Here is a 26,356-nt window from a genome sequence, read left to right as displayed (position 1 = left end):
TCTTTTCAATTCGTTTTTTCCTCTTCAATCCATTCCAGTTGAGACCAGCTTTGTCTAGGATATTGCAAGCTTGCCTGGTAGATTCCATTAGCAATGGTTTTTGCCATCTTCATCACCAGATTTAATCGGGTGTTCTGTAAAACGAAAAATTCCATAAAGCCACTGACATTGACAATACCGGTTATATGAATTTCGCCTACGGCTGGCAACTCTTTATTTACTCCGGCTCCGGGTTTGACAGGGCCGTGTCCCAGTTGAATAACACCTACATTTTTGATGCGGCCAAGGCAGGCATCAATGCCGATCAAATATGGATTCCTGTGCTTAACGTTTATTTCTTTCAGTCTCTCTTCAAGATTGACAGCATGTATCGGCTGATCCAAGGTTCCATAAACATAAAAAGGCGAAGGATCCTTTTCCTCCAATAGAGTTCCGACAAGTGGCCCTAATGAATCTCCAGTAGAACGATCGGTTCCAATGCAGACAAATACAATGGGACGAGTTGTTACCGCCGGGATATTAGTAAGCAATTCTTCAGCTAATGTTTCAGTAGCCTGAAACTCGTCATGCATAATATTTGTTTTGGCAATCCGATTAAACAGCTTTGCCTTCAGATTCATTAAGTCCACTCCCTTAACTCGGTGATTTGCCTTAACAGTATACGGAAAATTCAGGAAGTCTATACATGATGTAAGGGAGAAAAAGAAAAATTCACAATGCTATTCTCTCCAATGAAAAATTGATAAAATAAATGTTGTAGGCAAGACAAAGGATGGTGCAAAAATGGTTCTTGATGATAAGACTCTTACTCAAAAAGGTATTCAGAAATTAGTAGATAAATTCCAAAATGAAGAGACATGGTTAAATATTGGCGAAGGCATTTTAAAAATTATTATTATCCTAGTTATTGCAAATATATTGATTCGAATCGGCAGAGCTGCGATTCATAACATATTTAAGATTAGAAATCTCTCTCCACTCAGAACAAATGCCAGGAGGGAAGAAACGCTATCCAAGCTTCTTGACAATATCCTTTCGTACGTAGTCTACTTTATCGCCTTTATGACAATCCTTTCGGTTTTTAATATTGATGTGAAGGCACTTCTTGCAGGAGCGGGAATTGTCGGACTGGCGGTAGGTTTTGGAGCGCAAAGTTTGGTAAAGGATGTAATTACCGGATTCTTTATTATTTTTGAAGATCAATTTTCCGTAGGCGACCATGTGCGAATCGGCGAGTTTGAGGGTGATGTTGAAGCCATTGGCTTACGAACGACAAAAATAAAAAGCGGGACCGGCGAAGTTCATATTATTCCCAATGGCAGCATCATCGAGGTCACAAATTTTTCGATTAACAATAGTGTTGCGGTTGTCGATATTAGCATTGCCTATGATGCGAATATTGAGGAAGCCCAAAAGGTAATCGAACAACTGCTGGATGAAATGCCCGGTCGTTATGAGGAGCTGGTTAAACGCCCGGACTTGCTTGGTATTCAAAACTTTGGCCCGCAAGAAGTAGTTTTGCGAATTGTTGCCGAAACAGCACCGATGCAACATTTTGGTGTAGCCCGTAAAATTCGCAGGGATGTAAAACAACAATTGGACAAGCATGGAATCGAAATCCCGTATCCACGGCTTGTTATGTTTTCAAAAGAACCTGGAAAAGGCGTTTAGGGGGGATCGTAATGGAAGAAAAAGAGTTTGGATTAAACGACGTGGTCGAGATGAAAAAACAGCATCCGTGCGGCACAAATCGTTGGAAAATTATCCGTATGGGCATGGATATCAGGATTAAATGTGAGGGCTGCGGCCACAGCGTCATGATCCCAAGAAAAGAGTTTTCCCGAAAAATGAAAAAGATTCTTTTGAAGCATGAGGAGGAATAATCTTCATGCTTCTTTTTTTTTGTGAACTGTATTATTCTTAAAAGATATAGAGATTTTTTCTGGGGGTGGAGAGATGGCGACGGTGGTAAAATCGGCTTGTCCATTAAATTGCTGGGATAGCTGCGGGTTCAATGTAACGATTGATAACGGAAAAGTGGTCAAGGTCGAGGGAGACCCAGATCACCCAATCACGAAAGGAAAAATATGTGGGCGCGGCCGGATGCTGGAAACAAGAACGAATTCACCGCAGCGGCTCCTACACCCGATGAAAAAGGTTAACGGACACTTTGAACAAATTACTTGGGAACAAGCACTAAGTGAGATTGCTGAGAAACTATCGGTAATCAGGGGAAAATACGGTACTACGGCTGTGCTTCACAGTCATGATTATGCCAATAACGGCATTTTAAAAAACTTGGATCAGCGGTTTTTTAACTGTTATGGCGGTGTGACGGAACTTTACGGCTCACTTTGCTGGGGGGCCGGAATAGAAGCGCAAAAATGGGATTTTGGCAATGCCTGGAGCCATGAACCAGACGATGTTTACAATAGTAAAAATATCATCATTTGGGGCAGAAATGTCGCCCGGACAAACATGCACTTTTATGAGAAGCTGGTTGAGGCGAAAAAACTTGGTGCCAAGCTGATTGTCATTGACCCGCTGTTTAATGCTACGGCCAAAATTGCCGATCAGCATATTACCATTAAACCAGGAATGGATGGTCTCCTTGCTGCTGGAGTGATGAAGGAAATGCTCCGGTTGGGCCTGGAGGATACAGGATTCATTGAACAATCAACATACGGATTTGATGATTTGAAGGGAATTCTTGAAGGAATCTCGTTAGACCGGATTAGTGAGATGACGGAAGTTCCTTTGAATGTAATTACTAAACTAGCCTATGTTTATGCTGATAAACCTACTTCAACTTATATGGGTTTGGGGCTGCAGCGCTACCATAATGGTGGGAATACGATCCGGTTGATTGACGCGTTAGTTGCCGTGAGCGGAAATATTGGGATTCCTGGCGGCGGGGCCAATTATGCCAATCTGCAGGTCGGGCAAAGCTTCTCTTTTGACGAATTGACATTGTCCAAACGCCGGAAGAGCCATCGGCAGTTTTCTATCATGAAACAGGCAGAGGGGATTTTGGAGGCAAAAAATCCGGAAATTAAAATGATTATTGTAACCTGCGGCAATCCGTTAACCCAAGTGCCTGATTCGAATATTGTTCAAAAGGCATTTTCATCAGTTGAAACTCTTGTCGTAATTGACCAGTTTATGACTGATACGGCAAAAGAGGCGGATTATGTACTGCCGGCTGCAACCTCGTTTGAGGAAGAGGATTTTTATTATTCCTCTATGTATCATCATTATATCAATTATGGACCTAAGCTGGTGGATGCTCCTGGAGAGGCAAAATCGGATTTGTGGATTTGGACTGAGCTCGCACAACGGCTGGGATTTGGCCATGATTTTGATTTTTCGAGGGACGAGTGGCTGGAAATGACGTTGGAGCCATTGCGTGAAAACGGCTTGACACTAGATGGGTTAAAAAAGCAGCAAAACTTGGAGTTGCCGGTTGCCAAAATTCCGTGGCAGGATCGAAGGTTTGCGACTACTACCGGAAAGTTTGAGTTTACTTCAATTCTCGGGCAGCAAAAAGGGGATTCAGGCTTGCTTAAGTTGGCAGTCCCTGAAGAATCCAAGTGGGCCAATCCTTCCCTTGCTGCTCGATACCCATATAGTTTGTTAACCATTCATCCAATGCGTTCCAATCACTCGCAAAACTATCATCTGTTAACTGGCAGTGTGAAACTTAAAGTTGAGGTTGCCCAAAACATAGCTGATCAATTAGGATTAGAAAATGGGGATTATGTACGTGTCTGGAACAATCGCGGCGAAGTAAAAGGCTTTGTCTCCATTCTGCCTGCTGCCCACCCCAACACGATTAATATTGATGAAGGAATCTGGAAGAGGTTTGGCGGTCCGGTCAATAATCTGACTTCTAGCAATGAATCTGATAACGGACTCGGGAGCACTTTGTATGATTGCCTTGTCAATTTAGAAAAGCTTTAAAAGATTAAAAAGAGGGCCTTTCCGCTAACGGAAAGGCCCTCTTTTAAACTACTTATATTGCGGAATTTCAAGGTATAGTTTATATGAATCTAGCAAACTATATAAATTATTGATTTGATAGACTTGCTTAGCTGCCCAGCCAATGTCTGTCGCATACTGGTGGGAAGCATAGCCTTTTGTTAAAACGGAAGCGGGATTCCATCTCATTTTATAAAGAGTATCTTGCCCTGCATTAATGTACCCATTGGCAATAAATTGAGCTCCACCAATAATGGCCTCCTCTGGTGTAAACCATCCTGCATTATAGGCAAATTGGCCCCCGCTTTCAAGTGCGGAATTGTCATATGCTCCAATCCCAAACATGTTATAGACTTTTTTTCCATTAACCTCTACACCAGTGGCAAGCTGGGATCTACCATTGTTTGTTTCAAGCAGGGCATGGGAAATTAAATAAATCTCATTAATTCTATACATGCTTCCTGCCGTAACAAAGGAGGAAGCCATTCCTTGTAAAATACCTTTTCCAGAAAGGATTCTTTGATTGATTTCATCTGGATTTAGGTTGGCAGAGACCGATAGTTTAAGGAATTGCAGGGAATCTAACGTGTTGCTTAAAAAATTGCTGGGATTAATATAATAGGCAACATCTTCGGGACTTGCATTTACCCATGTTTTGTTATAGGCAACTTTATACCATTCATATCCGTCCGAACCTGTTATTTTATCAAGGATTTGAAGATTTTCATTGCCCTTCACTTGTCCGACTACCCAATGCTCTGTACCGGCGCCGCCTCTTAAATTCCAGACTGAGCCGGTAACAGTACCGATTGTAGGACTATTTAGGGTCACGGCATCCGCTCGAATGTAAGTGTCATATTTTTTATCTGTTTGCTGACTGACTTTCATTTCGATTTTTACCATATCATCTAAGCTGATATCATAGTTTTCATAGACCATTTCGACGTTATTGCCAACCGTGTTTGGATTAAATGGTGCAGTATTTGATAAATATTGTGAACTGATATAGCCTGTTTTACCGTTTGCGGTTACCTTTGACCAGCCATTTAGTTCTGACTCAACAACAACAATTGTCCCTCTTGCCAGCTTTGTGATGATGAGTGACTTTGTGGAAGGTTCCGAGCGCATGTTTAAGCTTGATCCGTAAATTACATTTACAAATTTTTTGTTCGATAAATCATTAACTTGCTCTGAGCCATTGTCTGGAGTGGAATCTTTCCCATTAGTTTCCGATTGTGTTGGTTCTGAACCTGCAGCAGGTTTTGTTTCAGATAGGTAACGGGCATCCACGTATCCATACTGTCCGTAAGCTTCAATTTTGGCCCAGCCCTCTGAATCTGAAACAACAGTGATTTCAACGCCGCGTGCTAGCTTGGTAAGAATCGATGCATCCGTTGAAGGGCTTGTGTGCATGTTTAATGGGGAGTCGAGACTTACATTTACATACTTTGTAACTGTTTTAGGCTCTTCCTTTGGCATCGTACTAGAGTTTCCTTTAGCAGGGGAAAGATATTCGGGACTAACGTATCCATCCTGCCCATTTACTTTAATTTTCGCCCAGCCATTCTCTTCCCAATAAAATGTCACTTCGGTACCAGCTTGAAGTTTTGTAAGAATTCCAGATGTAACAGAAGGGCTTTTTCTGACATTCAAATTTGAGCCGGGACTTACATTCACATATTTAGTAGTTGTCGGAGTTGGTGTCTCGGTTGGTTTGATAACTGTACTAGGATTTTCTTTGGATAAATAGGTTGAGCTGACATAACCGGTTTTTCCATAAACCTCTATCTTTGCCCACCCGGCAGATTCCGATAAAACCTTCACTTCGATTCCTTTTGCCAGTTTAACAATCACAGAAGAACTGGTAGAAGGGCCATTCCTCATATTTAGAGAGCCGCTTTCTAACTTTACATATTTAGTGATTGGTGCAGCAGCCTGCGGAGCAGGAGCAGGAGATGCTGGCGTTTCAGGTATAGATGAAGTGCCTTGTTTTTGAGACGCTAAATATTGTGAACTTACAAACCCATCTTTTCCATTGGCATTTACCTTAGCCCAGCCATTCGCTTCCCAATACACTGTAACAGTTGTTCCTTTCGTTAAGGCAGCAATGACTGCTGAACTTGTAGAGGCTGCACTTCTTAGGTTAAGTGTACCCTTGCTCACATCCACATATTTAGTGGTCACTTCAGAGGGTGGCTTTGCAGCTGAATTGACAGGGGTGCCGGCAGATAAATAGCTGGTACTAACATATCCAGTCTTTCCGTTTGCATTTATCTTAGCCCAGCCATTCTCTTCGGAATATACCGTTACTGCAGTTCCTTTTGTAAGAGATGAAATGACAGCTGATTGAGTTGAAGCGCCATTTCTCAAATTGAGAGATCCTTTTGTTATATTGACATATTTGATTGTTGTACTTACTTGAGCTGTATTGGTTTCTGCAAAAACAGCATTTTCAAAAGCAACTGTCGAGAGGGCAGCAAAACAAATGGTAGGCAATATGGCCTTTTTCAAAACGCTGGAAGATGTTCGCAACTCTTTATACTTACTCAATCGGCTTGGCAATTCAATTGTTTCCATTTCTCCTCCTCCAATAAACACAATTTCCTATTAATATGTAAAATTCTCCAAAAAGTGAGGAGAAAATAATAGATTTATATTAAATTTTACCATAATTACTAGAAAAGTAGGGGTGTTTGTAGAAAATTGTTGCTATAATGGAATACTTTTCCGGTATTTATTTAAAATTGCTTCTTTTTTATTCTGTAGGCAGGAAACATCATTCTTTCTTGTTTTTTCAACAGGAAATGCCTATAATTGTGAAAGGCTTGTGTATGTTACTGACACGTAAGTTTAAATAGATATCAATTTCCTGAGGAGTGAAGTAAATGGCTTTAACAGCTGGTATTGTAGGGCTGCCAAACGTCGGCAAGTCTACATTGTTTAATGCAATTACCCAAGCAGGAGCGGAATCAGCCAATTACCCTTTCTGTACGATTGATCCAAACGTCGGAATCGTTGAAGTGCCGGATCATCGTCTGCAAAAGCTGACCGAATTGGTACAGCCGAAAAAGACAGTTCCAACAACATTTGAATTTACTGATATTGCGGGAATCGTTAAAGGGGCAAGTAAGGGTGAAGGCTTAGGGAATAAATTCCTTTCTCATATCCGTGAAGTAGATGCCATCTGCCAAGTAGTGCGCTGCTTTGCTGATGATAATATCACCCATGTGGCCGGCAAAGTCGACCCAATTTCTGACATTGAAACCATTAATCTTGAATTAATCCTTGCCGATATGGAGTCGGTTGAAAAACGGATTACCCGGGTTGAGAAATTAGCTAAACAAAAGGATAAGGATTCAGTTGCGGAATTTGAAGTTCTATCGATGCTGCGTGATGCTTTTGAAGCTGAAAAACCAGCTCGTTCGATCGAGTTTACCGATGAGCAGATGAAAATTGCAAGGAATCTGCATTTGTTAACAATTAAGCCGGTACTTTATGTGGCCAACGTCGGCGAAGATGATGTCGCTAACCCATCGGAAAATGAGTATGTCCAAAAGGTACGTGATTACGCAGCAAATGAAAATGCGGAAGTAATCATTGTCTGCGCGAAAATTGAAGAGGAAATTGCTGAGCTTGAAGGAGAAGAAAAGGCGATGTTCCTTGAAGAGCTTGGAATTGAAGAATCCGGCCTTGATCAATTAATCCGGACTGCCTACAGCCTGCTCGGTTTGGCGACCTACTTTACTGCAGGTGTCCAGGAAGTTCGAGCTTGGACATTTAAAAAGGGCATGAAAGCACCGCAGTGTGCCGGGATTATTCACTCTGATTTTGAACGCGGCTTTATTCGGGCAGAAACGGTTTCCTTTGATGACCTGCTAGCTGCGGGGAGCCATAATGCAGCCAAAGAAGCGGGAAAAGTTCGCCTTGAAGGTAAAGACTATGAAGTAAAAGACGGCGATGTCATGCATTTCCGTTTTAATGTATAATCATTTTTGGAGCTGACCGAATATGTCAGCTTCTTTTTGACTAATAAAACGTCTTTGTTGTGAAGGTCGTTGCATTTCATCATTACCTGTGCTATAATTTTAACTTGTGAGTAATGAATAATTGCTCCTTGCCCACATAAGGGCCGTTTAGACCAAAAGGAGGTGACAGTGATGAACAAGTACGAAATCATGTACATCATCCGTCCAAACATTGAAGATGAAGCGAAAAAGGCTCTTGTAGAGCGTTTTAACAACATCCTTACTGAAAATGGCGCTGAAGCCGTTGAAACGAAGGATTGGGGCAAACGCCGCCTTGCTTACGAAATCAATGATTTCCGCGACGGATACTACCAAATCGTAAAAACGACATCTTCGTCTGCAGCAGTTCAAGAATTTGCTCGTCTTGCAAAGATCAACGAAGATATCATTCGCCATATCGTAATTAAAGAAGAAAACTAAGATAAATTTCTGGATAAAAATGTTTCACGTGAAACATTTTATTGGGGAAAAAGGAGTTGATTCTGATGATAAATCGTGTTGTGCTTGTCGGCCGTTTAACAAAAGACCCTGATTTGAAGTATACGCCAAACGGAATTGCAGTGGCCACTTTTACCCTTGCAGTCAATCGTACATTTTCTAATCCGCAAGGTGAACGTGAAGCAGACTTTCTTAACATTGTTGTGTGGAGAAAGGCCGCTGAAAATGTGGCGAACTTCTTGAAAAAGGGGAGTTTGGCAGGTGTAGATGGCAGAATCCAAGTTCGCACATATGAACAGGACGGAAAACGTCAGTATTTCACTGAAATTGTTGCTGATTCTGTTCAATTCTTAGAACCAAGAAATGCATCCAATGCCGGTGGCGGTGGCAGAAGCAACGACTATTATGGGGCTCCTCCAATGGAACCGCAAGGAAATCCATATGGCGGCGGCAATCAGAATCAACGACAAAACTCCAACCAGGGTTATACAAAAGTGAATGATGATCCATTTGCCGGAAGTGGTCAAATCGACATTTCCGACGATGATCTTCCATTCTGATGCTAACCAACTTCGAACGGATACAATAAATAAAGGAGGGAATTTTCATGGCAGGTGGACGTAAAGGCGGACGTGCTAAACGTCGTAAAGTGTGCTATTTCACAGCAAACGGAATCACTCGCATCGATTATAAAGATGTTGATTTACTGAAGAAATTCATCTCTGAGCGTGGAAAGATTTTACCACGCCGTGTAACTGGCACAAGTGCTAAATATCAACGCAAATTGACAGTTGCAATCAAACGTGCTCGTCAAATGGCATTGCTACCATTCGTAGCAGGAGAATAAAACTAAGAGGCAGTCGGGGTGTCGCATCTCCGCTGCCTTTTCTTTTTTTAGCTAATAGGAAAGTTAAAAGATTCCATTTTCCATTATTCCAGCTACGCACGCATAAATTCAACTACGCCTCTGTCTTCGTCCTAACGGACTTGCCAATCGGCGAGTTTTCATTTATTTGAATACTAGAGGTTTTCTGGCTAAAATTAAATGTAGTGCATCGAATTATTTGAGGTGAAGAAGTGAAAAATGTCCGGAAACTGACAGAAGGCGCCATGCTTTTGGCAGTCTTTACTATTATTATGTTAATAACGTTTTATATCCCGTTATTAGGATTTTTAAATTTATTTTTACCATTGCCGTTTATCCTTTTTGCCGCTAAATATGAATGGAAATGGACCTTAGTTTTTTTAGCGGCCGCCATCGGGCTATCGTTGATTACAGGGTCCATTCTGTCTGTCCCGACAGCAATTGGGTTCGGAACAACTGGTGTTGTGATGGGAATCCTAATTCGAAAGCAAAAAGACAGATTCAATGTCCTGCTTGCGGGCTCATTTGTATTTTTAATAAACCTGATAATTATGTATGGGGTTAGTATCATTTTCTTTAAAATCGACTTCATCACTGAAATGGTCAATATGATGAAGCAATCACTGAATATGTCTGCCGATATGTTGAAAAGCTTTGGCCAGGAGAAAGAAGCGGAACGTACCATCGAGCAATTCAAGAAAGGATTGGATTTGTTCAGAACATTACTGCCAACATTATTGGTAGCTTCATCTTTCATCATTGTGTTTATGATTCAACTTGTGAATTACCCGATTATCAAACGATTTGGGATTGAGATGAAAAAATGGAAGCCATTTAAGGACATTCGTCTGCCCAAAAGTTTGCTTTGGATTCTGATGTTCACATTATTGGCTAGCATGTTGTTAAACCCGCAGGAAGGCACATACTGGTATGCCGCTTTGCTCAATCTTACATATGTCTTGCAAATGCTGATGGTGTTCCAGGGGTATACGTATCTATTTTATTATTTTGATGTAAAAGGAATGTCGAAAGCATTATCGATTACTTTGGCTGTTGTTTCGTTCATTATTCCAATTTTACTTTATATTGTAGGGATATTAGGTATAATTGATTTAGGTTTTGATTTAAGAAGATATCTGATAAAAAAACAGTCATGATTACTGGTTTTGGGAGCTGAAACAATGCCTGCATTTTTAGAAAAACGGTCCATCCGTTATCCCTTTTATGGGTTAATAGGCGTAACAGTTGTATTGCTCATTTGCCTGTCATTATATAATTGGATATTAAGTTTGGCAGGTCTATTGTTAATGGTTTTTCCGCTCTATTACATGTTTCTAATCGAAAACAGGCAACGCAAAGAAATGGAAGAATATATCTCGACACTTTCTTACCGGGTTAAAAAAGTAGGCGAGGAAGCGCTCCTGGGAATGCCGATTGGGATTATGCTAATCAATGACGAATTTACAATCGAATGGACCAATCCATTTCTTTCATCGTATTTCGATAAAGAGACATTGGTAGGCAGTTCGCTTTATGATGTTGCCGATCATCTGCTGCCGTTAATCAAGCAAGAGGTGGAAACGGAAATTATCACGCTTCACGACCGGAAATTTCGGGTAATCCATAAACCAGAAGAACGCCTGCTGTACTTTTTTGATGTTACTGAACAAGCTGAGATTGAAAAAATGTACCAGGAAGAACGGACTGCTATTGCCATTATCTTTTTGGACAATTATGATGACTTAACGCAAGGCATGGATGATCAAATGCGTGGAAGCGTCAATAATATGGTGACATCGATTTTGAATAAATGGGCAAATGAAAATGGCATCTTCATAAAGCGAATATCATCGGAACGCTTTATTGCCGTTTTTAACGAAGGGATACTTCAAAGCCTTGAAAAAGGGAAATTTACCATTTTGGATGATGTCAGGGAAATGACCGCCAAACAAAATGTTTCGTTTACGTTGAGTATTGGCATCGGAACGGGAGTTTCGTCATTGCCTGAACTGGGGTTTTATGCCCAATCAAGCTTAGATTTGGCACTAGGACGCGGCGGCGATCAGGTGGCCATTAAACAGCCGAATGGCAAGGTGAGGTTTTACGGCGGAAAGACCAATCCGATTGAAAAACGCACAAGGGTAAGGGCCAGGGTTATTTCTCACGCCATACGGGACCTAATTGTGGCAAGTGATAAAGTCATTATCATGGGACATAAAAATCCCGATATGGATTCAATTGGTTCAGGCATCGGAATTTATAAAGTGGCCGAAATGAATCAAAAGGATGCTTATATTGTCGTTAACATGCAGGAAATGGACAGCGGCGTAAAACGGCTAATGGACGAAATCCGAAGCCAGGAGAAATTATTCTCCCGCTTTATCGGTCCGGAGGAAGCACTAGAAATTTCCACTGACAAAACCTTGCTTGTCATTGTTGATACGCATAAACCGTCACTGGTCATGGAGGAACGGATCCTAAATAAAATTGATCATAAAATTGTTATCGACCACCATCGCCGAGGAGAAGACTTTATTGCTAATCCACTGCTGGTTTATATGGAGCCATATGCCTCCTCCACTTCGGAATTGGTAACTGAATTTCTTGAATATCAGCCAAAACGGGGTAAAATTGAAGTAGTTGAGGCTACTGCGCTGTTGGCTGGCATTATTGTCGATACAAAGAGCTTTACGCTTAGAACAGGTTCACGAACCTTTGATGCTGCCTCTTACCTTCGCGCTCATGGTGCAGATACCATTTTGGTGCAAAAATTCCTGAAGGAAGATGTGGATACATATATTAGGCGTTCAAAGCTGATTGAGTCGGTACAATTTTACCGGGAAGGCATTGCCATTGCAGCCGGCACAGAAGATGAAATCAATGACCAAGTGCTGATTGCCCAGGCAGCCGATACACTGCTAACGATGAATGGCGTGCTTGCATCGTTTGTCATCTCTAGACGGGCTGAAGGCATGATCGGGATTAGCGCCCGTTCATTAGGGAATGTCAATGTACAGGTAATCATGGAAAGCCTTCAAGGTGGAGGCCATCTTACAAATGCTGCAACCCAGCTGTCAGGAATCACCATTGACGAGGCGGAACTGCAGTTGAAACAGGTAATAGATGATTATTTTGAAGGGAGCAAAAAGGAATGAAGGTAATTTTTCTAAAAGATGTTAAAGGCAAAGGGAAAAAAGGCGAAATCAAAAATGTGGCCGACGGCTATGCACATAATTTTTTAATTAAGCAAGGTTTGGCCGTCGAAGCAACAAATGCTAATCTGAGCTCATTGGATGCCCAAAAGAAAAAGCAGGAAAAAGCTGCAGCCGAGGAACTTACTGAAGCGAAAAAGCTGAAGGAACAATTGGAGAAAATTACTGTTGAGTTGACTGCGAAAGCAGGTGAAGGTGGCCGACTGTTCGGCTCGATCACGACTAAGCAAGTGGCCGAAGAGTTGCAGAAGAAACACGGAATAAAAATTGATAAACGAAAAATGGAATTAGGCGATGCCATCCGCACACTCGGTCATACCAAGGTTCCTGTCAAGCTTCATCATGAAGTAACGGCAACTTTGACAGTACATGTCAAGGAAGTCAAATAATTGCCAGTTTTAATATTAAGTATAAACGTGATAGAATAGAAATAAGCAAGAAAGGGATGTGATCGGTTTTGGCTGGTCACTTTTTTCTTTGAACTTTTGTTTTTATGCTCTTGAATGGGTAAGGAGGTTTTTAATAGAATGAGTGAACTGTTTGCAGACCGCATGCCACCGCAAAATATTGAGGCGGAACAAGCGGTTTTAGGTGCGATCTTTCTAGAGCCGTCCTCCCTGACAGCGGCCTCTGAAATATTAATTCCTGAGGATTTCTATCGTGCCGCCCACCAAAAAATCTTTAATGTGATGCTGAAGCTGAGCGACCAGGGAAAAGCGGTAGACTTGATTACCGTTACCGAAGAACTAGCGGCTTCAAAGCTATTGGAAGATACGGGCGGAATCAGTTACTTAAATGATCTGGCAGGGTCTGTTCCGACAGCTGCCAATATTGAATATTATGCTAAAATCGTAGAGGAAAAGTCATTACTCAGAAGATTAATCCGAACTGCGACGAATATTGCCACTGATGGATATACACGTGAGGATGAGGTTGAAACTCTCTTAGGTGAAGCGGAAAAAAGTATCATGGAAGTGGCCCAGCGAAAAAATGCCGGGGCATTCCATCATATTAAAGATGTTCTTGTCCGTACGTATGACAATATTGAATTGATGAATAACCGTGTCGGTGATATTACCGGAATTCCGACCGGGTTTGCTGAACTTGACCGCATGACAGCGGGCTTTCAGCGCAATGATTTAATTATTGTTGGTGCCCGTCCTTCTGTTGGTAAAACGGCATTTGCCTTAAATATTGCCCAGAATGTTGCGACTAAGGCGGGTGAAAATGTCGCGATCTTTAGTCTCGAGATGGGTGCTGAGCAGCTCGTCATGCGTATGCTCTGTGCTGAAGGAAATATCGATGCCCAACGGCTTCGTACTGGGTCATTAACCGATGAAGACTGGGGAAAACTAACGATGGCAATGGGGAGCCTGGCGAATGCGGGGATCTATATTGATGATACGCCGGGTGTCCGGGTAAATGATATCCGCTCCAAATGCCGCAAATTGAAGCAGGAGCATGGCCTGGGGATGATTATGATCGATTACTTGCAGCTTATTTTGGGAAGCGGCAGGTCTGGTGAAAATCGTCAGCAGGAAGTATCAGAAATTTCCCGTTCCTTGAAGCAGCTAGCCCGTGAATTGAAGGTGCCAGTTATTGCCTTGTCCCAGCTTTCTCGTGGTGTCGAGCAGCGTCAAGATAAGCGTCCGATGATGTCCGATATTCGTGAATCAGGGAGTATCGAGCAGGACGCCGATATTGTTGCCTTCTTATATCGTGATGATTACTATGACAAAGAATCCGAGAATAAAAACATTATTGAAATCATTATTGCCAAGCAGCGTAACGGTCCTACCGGCACAGTATCGCTGGCGTTTGTTAAAGAATATAATAAGTTCGTTAACCTGGAAACACGCTTTGATGCTCCAGGTGCATAAAGGAGTTGGCCAAAGATTGGCTGACTCCTTTTTTTATAGATTACTATTAATACGAACATATTTTACTATTTTTATATAAAACGTTCGTGTTTTGTTGACTTATTAGTCGTAAAATTGATAAACTATGAAGGGTTATTAATTGAATTTATATATGAAAATTTCGGAGGTGCCTTTCATGTCATCAGTAGTTGTCGTTGGTACACAATGGGGAGACGAAGGAAAGGGGAAAATAACCGATTTTCTGTCAGAAAATGCAGAGGTTATTGCCCGTTATCAAGGTGGAAACAATGCCGGTCACACAATTAAATTTAACGGCGAAACCTATAAGCTGCATCTGATTCCATCAGGGATTTTTAATAAAGAAAAAATCAGTGTTATCGGCAACGGTATGGTGGTAGATCCCAAAGCGTTGGTTGCTGAATTGGCCTATTTGCATGAAAAGGGCATTACAACGGAAAATCTTCGAATCAGTAATCGTGCTCATGTTATTCTTCCTTACCACTTAAAATTGGATGAAGTCGAAGAATTGCGGAAGGGCGCCAATAAAATCGGAACGACAAAAAAGGGAATCGGTCCTGCTTATATGGATAAAGCTGCACGTGTTGGAATTCGAATTGCCGACTTGCTGGACCGGGAAATTTTTGAAGAAAAATTAGCGCATAATCTTGAAGAAAAGAATCAATTATTTGAGCGCATTTACGAAACTGAGGGCTTTAAGCTAGAAGATATTCTAGATGAATATTATGAATATGGCCAGCAAATAGAAAAATACGTTTGTGATACTTCGGTTGTGTTAAATGATGCCCTTGATGAGGGGAAGCGTGTGTTGTTTGAAGGTGCACAAGGTGTCATGCTTGATATTGATCAGGGTACGTACCCGTTTGTCACTTCCTCCAATCCGGTTGCTGGCGGCGTAACAATCGGTTCAGGAGTGGGTCCTTCTAAAATCACGCATGTTGTGGGAGTCTGCAAAGCCTATACTTCCCGTGTTGGTGACGGCCCATTCCCTACTGAGTTACATGATGAAATCGGGCATCAAATTCGGGAAGTCGGACGGGAGTATGGCACTACGACAGGACGTCCACGCAGAATAGGCTGGTTTGACAGTGTTGTTGTCCGCCATGCGCGCCGTGTCAGCGGTTTAACCGATCTATCGCTTAATTCCATCGATGTGTTAACAGGAATCGAAACACTAAAAATTTGTACGGCTTATCGCTACAAGGATGAAGTGATTACCGAGTATCCGGCAAACCTAAAGATTTTATCTCAATGTGAGCCAATTTATGAGGAACTGCCAGGCTGGACAGAGGATATCACTGGGGTGAAATCATTGGATGAACTCCCAGTGAATGCGCGTCACTACGTTGAGCGTGTAACACAGCTGACAGGCATTCCACTATCTACGTTTTCTGTCGGACCGGACCGTAACCAAACAAATGTTGTCCGTAGCCCATGGAGACAGATCTAACTCATAACAAGGAGCCCTCTTCATTGAGGGCTTCATGTTTTAAAACTTTTTTCAAAAAAAGTATTGCCTAATATACCCTATCATGATATTATAAAAAACGTCGTCACAAACGAGCAGTTTTTATACGAGCCATTAGCTCAGTCGGTAGAGCATCTGACTTTTAATCAGAGGGTCGAAGGTTCGAGTCCTTCATGGCTCACCATTCTTAATGAATGGCCCCTTGGTCAAGCGGTTAAGACACCGCCCTTTCACGGCGGTAACACGGGTTCGAATCCCGTAGGGGTCATCGGCAATTGATTGTTGGCAAGGGACAGGCAAGCCCGGTCTACTTGCTGACGATCGATATTATAAATTGGTCTGGTAGTTCAGTTGGTTAGAATGCCTGCCTGTCACGCAGGAGGTCGCGGGTTCGAGTCCCGTCCAGACCGCCACTTGTACATAACAAGTTGGCTCAGTAGCTCAGTCGGTAGAGCAATGGACTGAAAATCCATGTGTCGGCGGTTCGATTCCGTCCTGAGCCATCCCAAAGAAGCTTGCGCATCCGCAAGCTTCTTTTTTGGCTAATAGGAAAGCATAAAATTTTCCCAATTTTATGCTTTCCTAACGCACCAATTCAACTACGCCTCTGTCTTCGTCCTAACGGACTCGCCAATCGGCGAGTTTCCATTTGCAATAAACCTGTAATAGGCTCGTAAAAAAACTACCTTTTTTTTACAAAATCCCCCTTAGGGTGGCCAAATTTGTAACACTTGCCCTTCTGACCCTAGAACTAGCGAAAACCTTGATTTAATAGGGATTTACTCCCATATACCTACAAGAAAACAGGAAAAACTACCTAGCATATTTCAAATAAAAGTAGGAAAATGTCAGCAATTATACATTTTTGTTACATTATAAAGACTATTAATCTTTTTATATAAAACTATGTTAAATTAAAGGAGGTCTAAAATTCTGGATAACTCTTTCCTGCTAGATTGAAGGGGTTTACCGTGGTTTAGGAGGAAAAATGTTTTTCTTAAATAGAAATTCCAATACAAAACGGTTGTTAATGTTAAAAACGACAGTTGCCGCAACTGTTGCTGCATCCATTATCGCGTTTAGCAGCGGGCCTGTTGCACTAGCTGACTCATCAAAACTTACCACCATTTATCACGTATATGTGAATGGAACATATATCGGTAATGTGAATGATAAAGAGGTTGTCGATAAAGTCGTGGCAGAAAAAATAGGTACGATGAAAGAATTACTTAAACATAGGAACCTTAAACTTGGCTCACAAGTTCAATACATACCTGAACAGGTTTTTCGCTCCACAGGCAATAACAACGAAACAATTCAAAATTTCAAAAACACCTTTCAAATTCACGCGGAAGCAGCAGCCCTCTTTATTGACGGGAAGCCAGTTGCCTTTTTAGAGACCAAGGCTGATGTCGAGGAAGTCATTCGTCAGATGAAGCTTCAATATGTGCCAGAAGATCAACTACAGGCACTTGAGGCCCGACAAGCACTACCTGAAACAGAATTGCCTCCATTAAAGGAAAATGAGACTCGTCTATTAGACGTTCGTTTATCCAAAAATGTTTCAATCGAAGAGCAAAATGTTGAAATAGAAAAATTAATGTCACCGGAACAAGCGGTCACATTTTTACGAAATGGCAGTATCGAAGAAAAGAAATATGTTGTTCAGGCAGGGGATGTGCTGGAGACCATTGCCCATCGTAATGGCATGAACCTGGCTGATATTATCGGACTAAATCCTGGATTAACAGCAGACAGCCTGCTGCAAATTGGACAGGAGATCAATATTACGGCAACCCAGCCGTTTGTCGAAGTCATTGTTGAAAAAGAAGCCAATCAGGTCGAAGCTATTCCATATAGTAAAGAGGTCACCGAGGATGCTTCGATTCCAAAGGGCCAGACTATTGAAAAGCAGCAGGGGCAAAATGGTTCCCGCTCGGTCACTTATCTAATTTCTGAACAAAACGGCGTAACTGTTAAGAAGGACCAAACAAGTGAACAAATCCTGCAACAGCCGGTAAAAAACATTGTAATCAAAGGAACGAAAGCCATTCCGTCCCGAGGTGATGGAAGCCTGGCATGGCCAGCAGTAGGCGGTTATATTTCCAGTCAAATGGGCCCGCGCTGGGGCAGAATGCATAAAGGAATCGATATCGCTAGACCAAGCGACAAAACGATTAAAGCGGCTGATAATGGCGTGGTTGTTTCAGCAGGCTGGGATAGCGGCGGTTACGGAAATAAAGTGATCATTGACCACCAAAATGGGCTGCGTACCTTATACGCCCACATGTCATCGCTAAATGTGACAGCCGGCCAGACAGTTTCAAAAGGGCAGGCAATCGGAATTATGGGAGCAACCGGGAATGTTACCGGCGTACACCTCCATTTCGAAGTATTTAAAAATGGCGGCCAAGTTGATCCGATGAATTACTTAAACCGATAAAAGTCTCTAGTTTTGACTAGGGGCTTTTCTTTTTTCCTCTAAATGCAAATACTAGTAATAGATGAATTTCAGCGGAAACAGTGGTAAAGTAAAATAGAGTAGGTATGACTTTATACAGCCTGGATAAAATAGATAAATTTATTAAAAGGAGCAATGGTATGGAAAAGAAAATTCTTGTTGTCGATGATGAAAAACCGATTGCTGATATTCTTCAGTTTAACCTCAAAAAAGAAGGTTATGATGTCTATTGCGCCTATGATGGGAATGAAGCACTTCAATTAGTGGAACAAATACAGCCGGATTTAATCTTATTGGATATCATGCTGCCGCAAAGAGACGGAATGGAAGTTTGCCGCGAGGTGCGTAAAAAATATGAAATGCCGATTATTATGCTGACGGCGAAGGACTCTGAGATTGATAAAGTGCTTGGACTTGAGCTTGGTGCTGATGATTATGTAACAAAGCCGTTTAGCACTAGGGAATTAATCGCCCGTGTCAAAGCTAACCTGCGCCGGCATCAGCATGTACTTTCGCAGCCGGAGGCGGGAAATGAAACGAATGAAATTGAGGTTGGTTCACTTGTGATTCATCCGGATGCTTATGTCGTTTCTAAACGCGGTGAGACGATTGAACTGACCCACCGGGAGTTTGAATTGCTCTATTATCTGGCCCAGCATATCGGTCAGGTAATGACTAGGGAGCATCTATTGCAAACGGTATGGGGATACGATTATTACGGCGATGTCCGAACCGTTGACGTAACGGTCAGACGCCTGCGGGAAAAAATTGAAGACAGTCCGAGCCACCCGGCCTGGATTGTAACGCGCCGTGGAGTCGGTTATTATTTGCGCAATCCTGAACAGGAGTAATGACTTGTGAAAAAAGTTGGTTTCTTTCGCTCAATACACGTTAAATTCGTCCTCATCTATGTCCTGCTGATCTTAGTGGCGATGCAGATCATTGGTGTTTATTTTGTCAGGCAACTGGAGGAAACACTGCGGACAAATTTTCAGACATCGATAAAACAACGTGTAAATTTGCTTGCCTATAATGTTCGCGAGGAGATGGGAAAGCAGCGGACGCCGGAAGATCCTTCACTCGAGGAGGACATCAAGAAAATTCTTAGGGATTTTGATAATGCTGGTGACATTTCCGAAGTAAGGGTAATAGAAAGCCGGTCGCTGAAAATTTTAGGCACTTCCCATCCCGGCAATCAGGGGGTTGTCGGACAGCGAACGACAGAATTAAGGGTTAAGCAATCCATGGTGTTGGAAGAAGACCAGAGCGCCGTGTTACTGGACAAGCCATCCGGGCATCGGATTTGGGTCCTCTCCACCCCAATCAAGTCGGGCAAGAAAGTAATTGGTGCAATCTATCTTGTGGCAAAAATTGAAAATGTGTTTGCGCAAATGAAAACCATTAATAAGATTTTTGCGACTGGTACTGGGATTGCTATGGCTGTAACGGCTATATTGGGTATCTTATTGGCACAGACCATCACCAGGCCGATAACGGATATGAAAAAGCACGCACTGGCGATGGCAAAGGGGAATTTCTCACGTAAGGTTAAAGTGTACGGGCACGATGAAATTGGGACACTCGCGATGACGTTTAACCATCTAACGAAGAAGCTGCAGGAAGCCCAAGCGATGACCGAAGGGGAACGCCGCAAGCTTTCCTCCGTCCTGTCTTATATGACCGATGGGGTCATAGCAACCGACCGAAGAGGCCGGGTCATTTTAATCAATGAGCCTGCAGCTGAGATGCTGAATGTTTCACGTGAAACAGTTCTATCCCAGCCAATCGTATCGTTATTGGATTTGGACGATACAAATACCTTTGAAGATCTGCTAGAGGAAAAGGATTCGTTAATCCTTGATTATAGTACGAAATCGGAGCGATTTATCCTTCGGGCCAATTTTTCTGTGATTCAAAAAGAAACAGGCTTCGTGAACGGGTTGATTTGTGTGCTCCATGATATTACCGAGCAGGAGAAAATTGATGCGGAAAGGCGGGAGTTTGTCGCCAATGTATCTCATGAACTGAGAACGCCGCTTACAACGATGCGGAGTTATCTGGAGGCCTTGGCGGACGGGGCGTGGCAGGACGAGGAAATCGCGCCGAACTTTTTGGAAGTGACCAGGAACGAGACCGAGCGGATGATCCGCCTTGTCAATGACCTGCTGACGCTGTCGAAGATGGACAGCACCGATTATCGGATGAAGATGGAATGGGTGAACTTTGTTGACTTCTTTAACCGGATTATTGACCGGTTTGAAGTGGCGAAGGAGCAGAATGTGACGCTAAAAAGAAAGCTTCCCGATCACGCCATTTTTGTTGAAGCCGATGAAGATAAAATGACCCAAGTGTTATACAACATTATTTCAAATGCCTTAAAATATTCTCCAGAAGGCGGCCGGGTTACATTTTCGATTAAGGAAAAACAGAACACCATGGTGGTAAGCATCTCAGACCAAGGAGTAGGCATTCCAAAAGAGAGTATTGGAAAAATATTTGACCGATTTTATCGCGTTGATAAAGCAAGGACGCGCAAAATGGGCGGAACAGGATTGGGTCTTGCCATTGCCAAAGAAATAGTCAATGCTCATGGCGGCAGCATTTGGGCGACAAGTCAGGAAGGAAAGGGCACGACGATTTCGTTTTCATTGCCGTTCGAGTATACGGAAGAGGATGATTGGTCATGAAATATGAAAGTATCAAGTCCATCATACTATTGATTCTCGTATTAGTGAGTATTTTTTTCACCTGGAATCTATGGACCTATCAGCCTAATTTGGAAACGATGGAAAATGGCGACAATACCATTTCCGAAGTTAGTTTAAGCGAGAAAAAGGAAATTCCAAAAATTATTCGACCTGACCGGGTCTTATACCATTACAAAGGGGACCATTTTGGGACGAACAATGCGGCCGAGCTTGATAAACTCATTAAGGAATTAAGCGGCTGGTCGTTTTTTGATGTCAAGAATTACACCGAAAAGGTTAGCAATTTAAAGGAGTTAACCCATGGGGCCGGGAATGCGGAAATTATTTTTCCCGGCGAGGTTCCAATCGAATTATACCGAAGTGTCCTAAATATTGAAGGCAAGAAGGTACCGACGTTCAACTTTAACCGAATCATCATCAATGTTGAAAACACAGGCAGTGAAAATGGAATTGTTTATTTTGTCTCAACAGCAACTGGGCAGGTGTACATCAGCAACATCTCCCCCGCTAATTTAAATGCCTTTAACAGGGATTTTTTCAAAAATGCTGCCAAGCTGCCGCGATATTTTGTCTTTGATGCAAGTGAAAATAGGACGCTATTCTTGCCAGACGGCGAAACAGAAATGTTTGTCTACAAATATTTGCCGGTCACCCTTAATTCCGATGAATTTAAAGAAGCCCTGTTTAGGGACCCAAGCTTTGTCCAGAGAAATTCTGTCGGGCAGAATGAAGAGTATAGCAGTGATACAAGCAAAATGACGGTCAATAATGATACAAACATCCTCTCTTATGTCAATCCGACAGCGGAGGACGATTATGTGGAAACCTCCTACGATCTGGTCAAGCGCAGTATTGATTTTGTTAACGAGCATGGCGGATGGACAGACACCTATCGCTATGTTTATAAAAATGAATACCAAGCCTCTGTCACTTTTCGGTTGTATACAACTGAAGGATACCCTGTGTTTAATGACAGGGGACTTTCAGAAATTTATCAGACTTGGGGTCGCAATGAAATTAATCAATATATCCGGCCGAATATAGTGCTTGAGCTTCCGTTAACAACGGAAATGCAGCGGGTCACCCGACCTTCAGGACATAAGGCCCTTGAGTTTTTACAGAGCAGACCGAATTTTAAACCGGAGCTTTTGGAAGAATTGGTCTTGGGCTATCGGATGGAACGGGATAAGGAAGAAAATCGGCTAATCCTCCTAGAACCAGCCTGGTTCTATCGCTATCACGGAACGTGGGGCGAGATTACGATGGAAGAACTGGGGGGATTTAATCGTGGATTGGAGTAAAATTAAAACAATTTTTATCATTACTTTTTTGATTTTGGATGTGTATTTATTATTTCAATTTATGAAAATCCGGGATGCCAATAATTTTGAAGTGGTGACAGAGACTTCATTTGAAGATAAGCTTAAGGGGCAAGAAATCAAGATTGAGGTTGAACTCCCCAAAACGCAAATTATGGCGCAGTATTTGAGCGCCCAGCCAAAATCTTTTACAAAAAGTGATCTAATGAAGCTTAAAGGGCAGATTCCTGTTGTGAAAGACCCTGGAACCACGCTCATAGCAGAGTTGGAAAAGCCATTTCAGTTAGGCAATAAATTTGAGCCATCCGAGCTTGCTTCTTTTATAAAGGAAAATATCCTAAACGGAGATCAATATCAGTTTGGGGAAAAAGATGACAAGAAAAATACGATAACCTATTTTCAACAATTTGAGAACTTCCGATTATATAAAAATATTAATGGCATGATCGTTTTTACGGTTAATTCCGATAACCAGATTGTAGCCTATCAGCAAACCTATCTGGAGGAAATCGAAAGGTTAGCCGCAAAAGAAGAAATCCTGACGCCCTTGAAGGCGATCGAAACCCTGCACCAAAAGGGTGAATTGAAGCAGAAATCCAAGATTACCAATGTTGAACTCGGTTACTCAACGAGGATTCAGTTGGCGGCCTCCCAGGTACTTGCCCCAACCTGGCGAATTGTCGTGAATGATAAGGACAGCCTGTATGTCAACGCCTTTGAGGGGCAAATTATTCAATTTAATAGCGATGAAAAAACAAATGTGGAGTGAACAATAGTATGTCTTTACGTTATAGCATTCTGTCTAGCGGCAGTACCGGGAACGCTCTATATGTAGAGTCCGATGAACACTCCTTCCTTGTGGATGCCGGGCACAGCGGCAAGCAAATGGAGCAGCTGTTTGAGCATATTGACCGCGATATTAGCAAGCTGTCCGCCATTTTTGTCACGCATGAGCACAGTGACCATATTAAAGGAATCGGGGTTCTTGCCCGTAAATATAAATTGCCTGTCTACGCCAACGAAAAAACGTGGCTGGCGATGGAAAGTTCAGTCGGGGTGATTCCAACTGAACAGAAGTTTGTGTTTGATATGGAATCGGTAAAGAGCTTTGGTTCAGTTGAGATTGAATCGTTCGGTGTTTCCCATGACGCTGCCGAGCCAATGTTCTATGTCTTTCATCATGGCGGGAGGAAGCTTGTGCAAATTACGGACACAGGCTATGTGAGCGACCGAATGAAGGGGATTATCTCCAATGCAGATGTTTATATATTCGAATCCAACCATGATGTCCAGATGCTTCGAATGGGGCGTTACCCATGGAATATCAAGCGCCGGATCTTGAGTGATGTTGGTCATGTCTCCAATGAGGATGCCGCCTTGGCGATGAGCGATTGTATTGGCGACCAAACGAAGCGAGTTTATCTTGCCCATTTAAGCCTTGATAATAACATGAAGGACCTGGCCAGAATGTCGGTGACCCAAACGTTACAAAGCCGCGGCGTCATTGTAGGCGAACAGTTTGAATTGTATGACACCGATCCGAAAATACCGACGATTTTAACAGCAGTGTAGCAGTTCTCTTATTGAGTGAGGCCGTCTTTCAGGGGCCTCGCTTTTTTATTAAAAATTTATGAACAAAGTCGTAAGTTTTATGTAAATATATGCAATTTTTAAGTAAATTCTCACTGAAAGAGTATAATTGTTATTATAAGCCAAAATATAGTTTAGCAATTGTTTCGAAAGAGAGGAATGGTGTAACATGGGGTATTATGATGATCATTCTCCAAATCGATATCGGGAGCAGAAAGGAAACAGAGGCGGAATTTTAATCGCTAGTTTAGTGGGCGCGGTACTGGGCGCCATGCTCGTGATTATTTCGATTCCTGCCTTGTCTGAACGAGGTGTTCTTCCTTATACAGTGGAACCGGGCCAGACTGACCCAACTGCCACCGACAATGGAAATAATAATCAAAAGGTCGTTCGGCAAATCTCTTATGACGTGAAGACCGACACGACCAATGCCATTGAAAAAACGGCAGAGGCGGTTGTCGGAATCAATAATCTTCAATCGTCATCGTCAAGCTTTTGGTTCGAAGAAGGAAACAACAGGGAAGATCCGGCAGGAACCGGCTCAGGTGTCATTTATAAGAAGGCAGGCAATAAAGCCTATGTGGTGACAAACCATCACGTTGTCGAAGGTGCTTCCAGATTGGAGGTCAGCCTGTCGGATGGGACGAAGATTCCTGCAACCCTACTTGGAAGCGATATTTGGACAGATTTAGCCGTCCTAGAGATTGATGCAGCACAAATTAAAAAAGTTGCTGAGTTTGGCGATTCAGATGCATTAAAAATGGGTGAGCCAGTCATTGCCATCGGTAACCCGCTTGGCCCGACCTTCTCCGGTTCTGTCACCCAAGGGATCATTTCGGGGTTGAATCGGGCCATCCCGACAGATATCAACCAGGATGGGGTCGTCGATTGGCAATCGGAAGTATTGCAGACGGATGCCGCCATTAACCCTGGGAACAGCGGCGGGGCGCTTATTAATATGGCCGGGCAGGTGATTGGGATCAACTCGATGAAAATTGCCCAATCAGCGGTTGAGGGTATTGGGTTGTCGATTCCAATTAATTCAGCGAAGCCGGTAATTAACGACCTTGAGCAGTTTGGTTCGGTCAAGCGACCTTATATGGGTATCGACTTAAAATCTGTTGAAGAAATTCCGGCTTATTATCAGGCAGAAGCTTTAAAGCTGCCACGGGATGTGACCCATGGGGTGGCGATTCGCCAGGTCGTACCAGGCTCACCGGCAGCGGCGGCCGGGTTAAAAGAATTGGATGTCATTGTTGAAATGGATGGAAAAAAGATCAATGATGTGATTGACCTGAGGAAGCATTTATACCAGGAAAAGAAAATTGGCGAACAAATGACAATTAAATATTATCGCGGCGGCGATTTAAAGGAAACCAAATTAACATTAGCCGGCGAAAGAACACAATAAGTTGCAACAGGGGAGTGAGTGATTCACTTCCCTGTTTGATTTTGGTATGATGTATGAGGTTTAAGTAAAAAGATAAAAATTGTGGATAAGAAGATTTTCTTTGGAAAGGTGAAGAAAAAATGATTTATAGCTGTGAAGAACATGTGGATATCGCGTTAGAGTCAATTGTGATTGAATATGAAACTTTTCCCGTTTTAGATAAAATTCCTGTGGATAAATTATCAACAACCTGTGGATTTTGCGAAAAACAGGCTGTATATGTTGTGGCGAACAAATGATTCCATACAAAATGTGGACAAAAAATGTGCATATGTGGATAACTTCTGTGGATATCTTGTTCGTATGCTGTTTATAATCAAGTTGAAAAGGGCTGTGGATTGTGAATATCTCGATTGTTACGGTTGGCAAATTAAAAGAAAAGTATTTGAAGCAAGGAATCGAGGAATATTTGAAGCGTTTGTCGGCCTATGCAAAGGTCGAGGTTATTGAAGTCGCTGATGAAAAGGCGCCAGAGCAATTAAGTGAACTAGAAATGATTCAGGTGAAGCAAAAAGAAGGCGAACGGATTCTAGCGAAAATCAGCCAGGATACATATGTGATTGTCTTGGCAATCCAGGGAAAGATGCAATCGTCGGAAGAGTTGGCAGAATCACTAGATAAGCTCGCCACCTACGGCAAAAGCAAGATTGCCTTTGTGATTGGCGGTTCATTAGGATTGAGTGATGAGGTGCTGGCCAGGTCAAATGAAAAATTATCTTTTTCCCCGATGACCTTCCCCCATCAGCTGATGCGGTTGATTTTGGTGGAGCAGATTTATCGGGCGTTTAGAATTAACAGGAATGAACCGTATCATAAATAGAGGCAGTTTTTTGAATTTAGGCTGGGAATGGAGGTAGTAAAAAGGATTATTAAAACTTGTAAAGGAAGGGTCAGTTTTGAAGGAAAGAAGCTGTGGGCACTTAATTTACCGGAACACTTCCTTA

Annotated in this window: 23 protein-coding genes and 4 tRNA genes; 25 read left to right on the top strand and 2 right to left on the bottom strand. The window is 42.4% G+C overall.

Annotated features, from left to right (window positions below):
* Nucleotides 1-5 precede the first annotated feature (5 nt).
* On the bottom strand, nucleotides 6-620 hold the full coding sequence (gene yyaC, locus AR334_RS12245) for a spore protease YyaC (protein ID WP_066310663.1): 615 nt from the start codon (nucleotides 618-620) through the stop codon (nucleotides 6-8).
* 163 nt (nucleotides 621-783) lie between these two features.
* On the opposite strand from yyaC, the gene AR334_RS12240 reads away from it, so the two are divergent.
* The 3 genes from AR334_RS12240 (at nucleotide 784) to AR334_RS12230 (ending at nucleotide 3,960) form a co-directional block, all read left to right on the top strand.
* Nucleotides 784-1,671 (top strand): mechanosensitive ion channel family protein, encoded by an 888-nt coding sequence (locus AR334_RS12240; RefSeq protein WP_066310660.1) that lies wholly within the window; start codon nucleotides 784-786, stop codon nucleotides 1,669-1,671.
* 11 nt (nucleotides 1,672-1,682) lie between these two features.
* The gene (locus tag AR334_RS12235; RefSeq protein ID WP_066310656.1) at nucleotides 1,683-1,883 is read left to right on the top strand and encodes a DUF951 domain-containing protein; all 201 of its coding nucleotides are present in this window, start codon (nucleotides 1,683-1,685) and stop codon (nucleotides 1,881-1,883) included.
* A 73-nt stretch (nucleotides 1,884-1,956) separates the two neighbouring features.
* Nucleotides 1,957-3,960 carry a molybdopterin-dependent oxidoreductase gene (locus AR334_RS12230; protein ID WP_066310653.1) on the top strand — a complete coding sequence of 668 codons (2,004 nt, stop codon included), beginning with the start codon at nucleotides 1,957-1,959 and terminating at the stop codon, nucleotides 3,958-3,960.
* A gap of 48 nt (nucleotides 3,961-4,008) precedes the next feature.
* On the opposite strand, the gene AR334_RS28875 is transcribed toward AR334_RS12230, so the two are convergent.
* Nucleotides 4,009-6,555, bottom strand: coding sequence for an SH3 domain-containing protein (locus tag AR334_RS28875; RefSeq protein WP_082692914.1), 2,547 nt, complete (start codon nucleotides 6,553-6,555; stop codon nucleotides 4,009-4,011).
* Nucleotides 6,556-6,863: 308 nt separating this feature from the next.
* Between AR334_RS28875 and ychF the strand changes: the two genes are divergently transcribed.
* The 22 genes from ychF to rlmH all read left to right on the top strand — a co-directional run bounded on the left by ychF (nucleotide 6,864) and on the right by rlmH (nucleotide 26,232).
* Nucleotides 6,864-7,964, top strand: coding sequence for a redox-regulated ATPase YchF (ychF, locus tag AR334_RS12220; protein WP_066310648.1), 1,101 nt, complete (start codon nucleotides 6,864-6,866; stop codon nucleotides 7,962-7,964).
* Between the two features lie 171 nt (nucleotides 7,965-8,135).
* Nucleotides 8,136-8,423 carry a 30S ribosomal protein S6 gene (gene rpsF / locus AR334_RS12215; protein ID WP_066310645.1) on the top strand — a complete coding sequence of 96 codons (288 nt, stop codon included), beginning with the start codon at nucleotides 8,136-8,138 and terminating at the stop codon, nucleotides 8,421-8,423.
* Nucleotides 8,424-8,488: 65 nt separating this feature from the next.
* On the top strand, nucleotides 8,489-9,001 hold the full coding sequence (ssb, locus tag AR334_RS12210) for a single-stranded DNA-binding protein (RefSeq protein ID WP_066310641.1): 513 nt from the start codon (nucleotides 8,489-8,491) through the stop codon (nucleotides 8,999-9,001).
* Nucleotides 9,002-9,048: 47 nt separating this feature from the next.
* Complete coding sequence (gene rpsR / locus AR334_RS12205; protein WP_007088219.1) at nucleotides 9,049-9,288, top strand: 30S ribosomal protein S18; 240 nt, start codon at nucleotides 9,049-9,051, stop codon at nucleotides 9,286-9,288.
* Nucleotides 9,289-9,518: 230 nt separating this feature from the next.
* Complete coding sequence (locus AR334_RS12200; protein WP_253701285.1) at nucleotides 9,519-10,463, top strand: YybS family protein; 945 nt, start codon at nucleotides 9,519-9,521, stop codon at nucleotides 10,461-10,463.
* A gap of 24 nt (nucleotides 10,464-10,487) precedes the next feature.
* On the top strand, nucleotides 10,488-12,461 hold the full coding sequence (locus AR334_RS12195; RefSeq protein ID WP_066310637.1) for a DHH family phosphoesterase: 1,974 nt from the start codon (nucleotides 10,488-10,490) through the stop codon (nucleotides 12,459-12,461).
* Nucleotides 12,458-12,907 (top strand): 50S ribosomal protein L9, encoded by a 450-nt coding sequence (gene rplI / locus AR334_RS12190; RefSeq protein WP_066310634.1) that lies wholly within the window; start codon nucleotides 12,458-12,460, stop codon nucleotides 12,905-12,907. The genes AR334_RS12195 and rplI overlap by 4 nt, the downstream gene beginning before the upstream one ends.
* A gap of 138 nt (nucleotides 12,908-13,045) precedes the next feature.
* Complete coding sequence (gene dnaB / locus AR334_RS12185) at nucleotides 13,046-14,398, top strand: replicative DNA helicase (RefSeq protein WP_066310631.1); 1,353 nt, start codon at nucleotides 13,046-13,048, stop codon at nucleotides 14,396-14,398.
* Nucleotides 14,399-14,573: 175 nt separating this feature from the next.
* Nucleotides 14,574-15,866: an adenylosuccinate synthase gene (locus AR334_RS12180; RefSeq protein WP_066310626.1), complete on the top strand. Its 1,293-nt coding sequence runs from the start codon at nucleotides 14,574-14,576 to the stop codon at nucleotides 15,864-15,866.
* 126 nt (nucleotides 15,867-15,992) lie between these two features.
* A tRNA-Lys gene (locus AR334_RS12175) sits at nucleotides 15,993-16,068 on the top strand.
* 12 nt (nucleotides 16,069-16,080) lie between these two features.
* Nucleotides 16,081-16,152, top strand: a tRNA-Glu gene (locus tag AR334_RS12170).
* 68 nt (nucleotides 16,153-16,220) lie between these two features.
* Nucleotides 16,221-16,297, top strand: a tRNA-Asp gene (locus AR334_RS12165).
* Nucleotides 16,298-16,314: 17 nt separating this feature from the next.
* Nucleotides 16,315-16,387: transfer RNA gene (locus AR334_RS12160), tRNA-Phe, on the top strand.
* Nucleotides 16,388-16,872: 485 nt separating this feature from the next.
* Nucleotides 16,873-18,327, top strand: coding sequence for a peptidoglycan DD-metalloendopeptidase family protein (locus tag AR334_RS12155; RefSeq protein ID WP_066310622.1), 1,455 nt, complete (start codon nucleotides 16,873-16,875; stop codon nucleotides 18,325-18,327).
* Between the two features lie 158 nt (nucleotides 18,328-18,485).
* Entirely contained in the window at nucleotides 18,486-19,196 is a 711-nt protein-coding gene (yycF, locus tag AR334_RS12150; RefSeq protein WP_066310616.1) for a response regulator YycF, read from the top strand.
* A 6-nt stretch (nucleotides 19,197-19,202) separates the two neighbouring features.
* A complete protein-coding gene (gene walK / locus AR334_RS12145; protein ID WP_066310613.1) occupies nucleotides 19,203-21,032 on the top strand; it encodes a cell wall metabolism sensor histidine kinase WalK in 1,830 nt (609 codons plus the stop codon).
* Nucleotides 21,029-22,354 carry a YycH family regulatory protein gene (locus AR334_RS12140; RefSeq protein ID WP_066310610.1) on the top strand — a complete coding sequence of 442 codons (1,326 nt, stop codon included), beginning with the start codon at nucleotides 21,029-21,031 and terminating at the stop codon, nucleotides 22,352-22,354. Before walK ends, AR334_RS12140 begins: the two co-directional genes overlap by 4 nt.
* A complete protein-coding gene (locus AR334_RS12135; RefSeq protein WP_066310607.1) occupies nucleotides 22,341-23,141 on the top strand; it encodes a two-component system regulatory protein YycI in 801 nt (266 codons plus the stop codon). The genes AR334_RS12140 and AR334_RS12135 overlap by 14 nt, the downstream gene beginning before the upstream one ends.
* 8 nt (nucleotides 23,142-23,149) lie before the next feature.
* On the top strand, nucleotides 23,150-23,944 hold the full coding sequence (locus AR334_RS12130) for an MBL fold metallo-hydrolase (RefSeq protein ID WP_066310604.1): 795 nt from the start codon (nucleotides 23,150-23,152) through the stop codon (nucleotides 23,942-23,944).
* Between the two features lie 187 nt (nucleotides 23,945-24,131).
* Entirely contained in the window at nucleotides 24,132-25,373 is a 1,242-nt protein-coding gene (locus AR334_RS12125; RefSeq protein WP_066310601.1) for a S1C family serine protease, read from the top strand.
* A gap of 119 nt (nucleotides 25,374-25,492) precedes the next feature.
* A complete protein-coding gene (locus tag AR334_RS28870; protein WP_082692913.1) occupies nucleotides 25,493-25,651 on the top strand; it encodes a CxxH/CxxC protein in 159 nt (52 codons plus the stop codon).
* A 101-nt stretch (nucleotides 25,652-25,752) separates the two neighbouring features.
* Nucleotides 25,753-26,232: a 23S rRNA (pseudouridine(1915)-N(3))-methyltransferase RlmH gene (gene rlmH / locus AR334_RS12120; protein WP_066310599.1), complete on the top strand. Its 480-nt coding sequence runs from the start codon at nucleotides 25,753-25,755 to the stop codon at nucleotides 26,230-26,232.
* Nucleotides 26,233-26,356: the final 124 nt, after the last annotated feature.

Origin of the sequence: Bacillus sp. FJAT-29814 (assembly GCF_001510715.1) — a bacterium.
Classification (GTDB): domain Bacteria; phylum Bacillota; class Bacilli; order Bacillales; family Cytobacillaceae; genus Neobacillus.
Note: the sequence above shows the minus strand (reverse complement) of the source record. Positions and strands in the feature narration are given on the sequence as shown.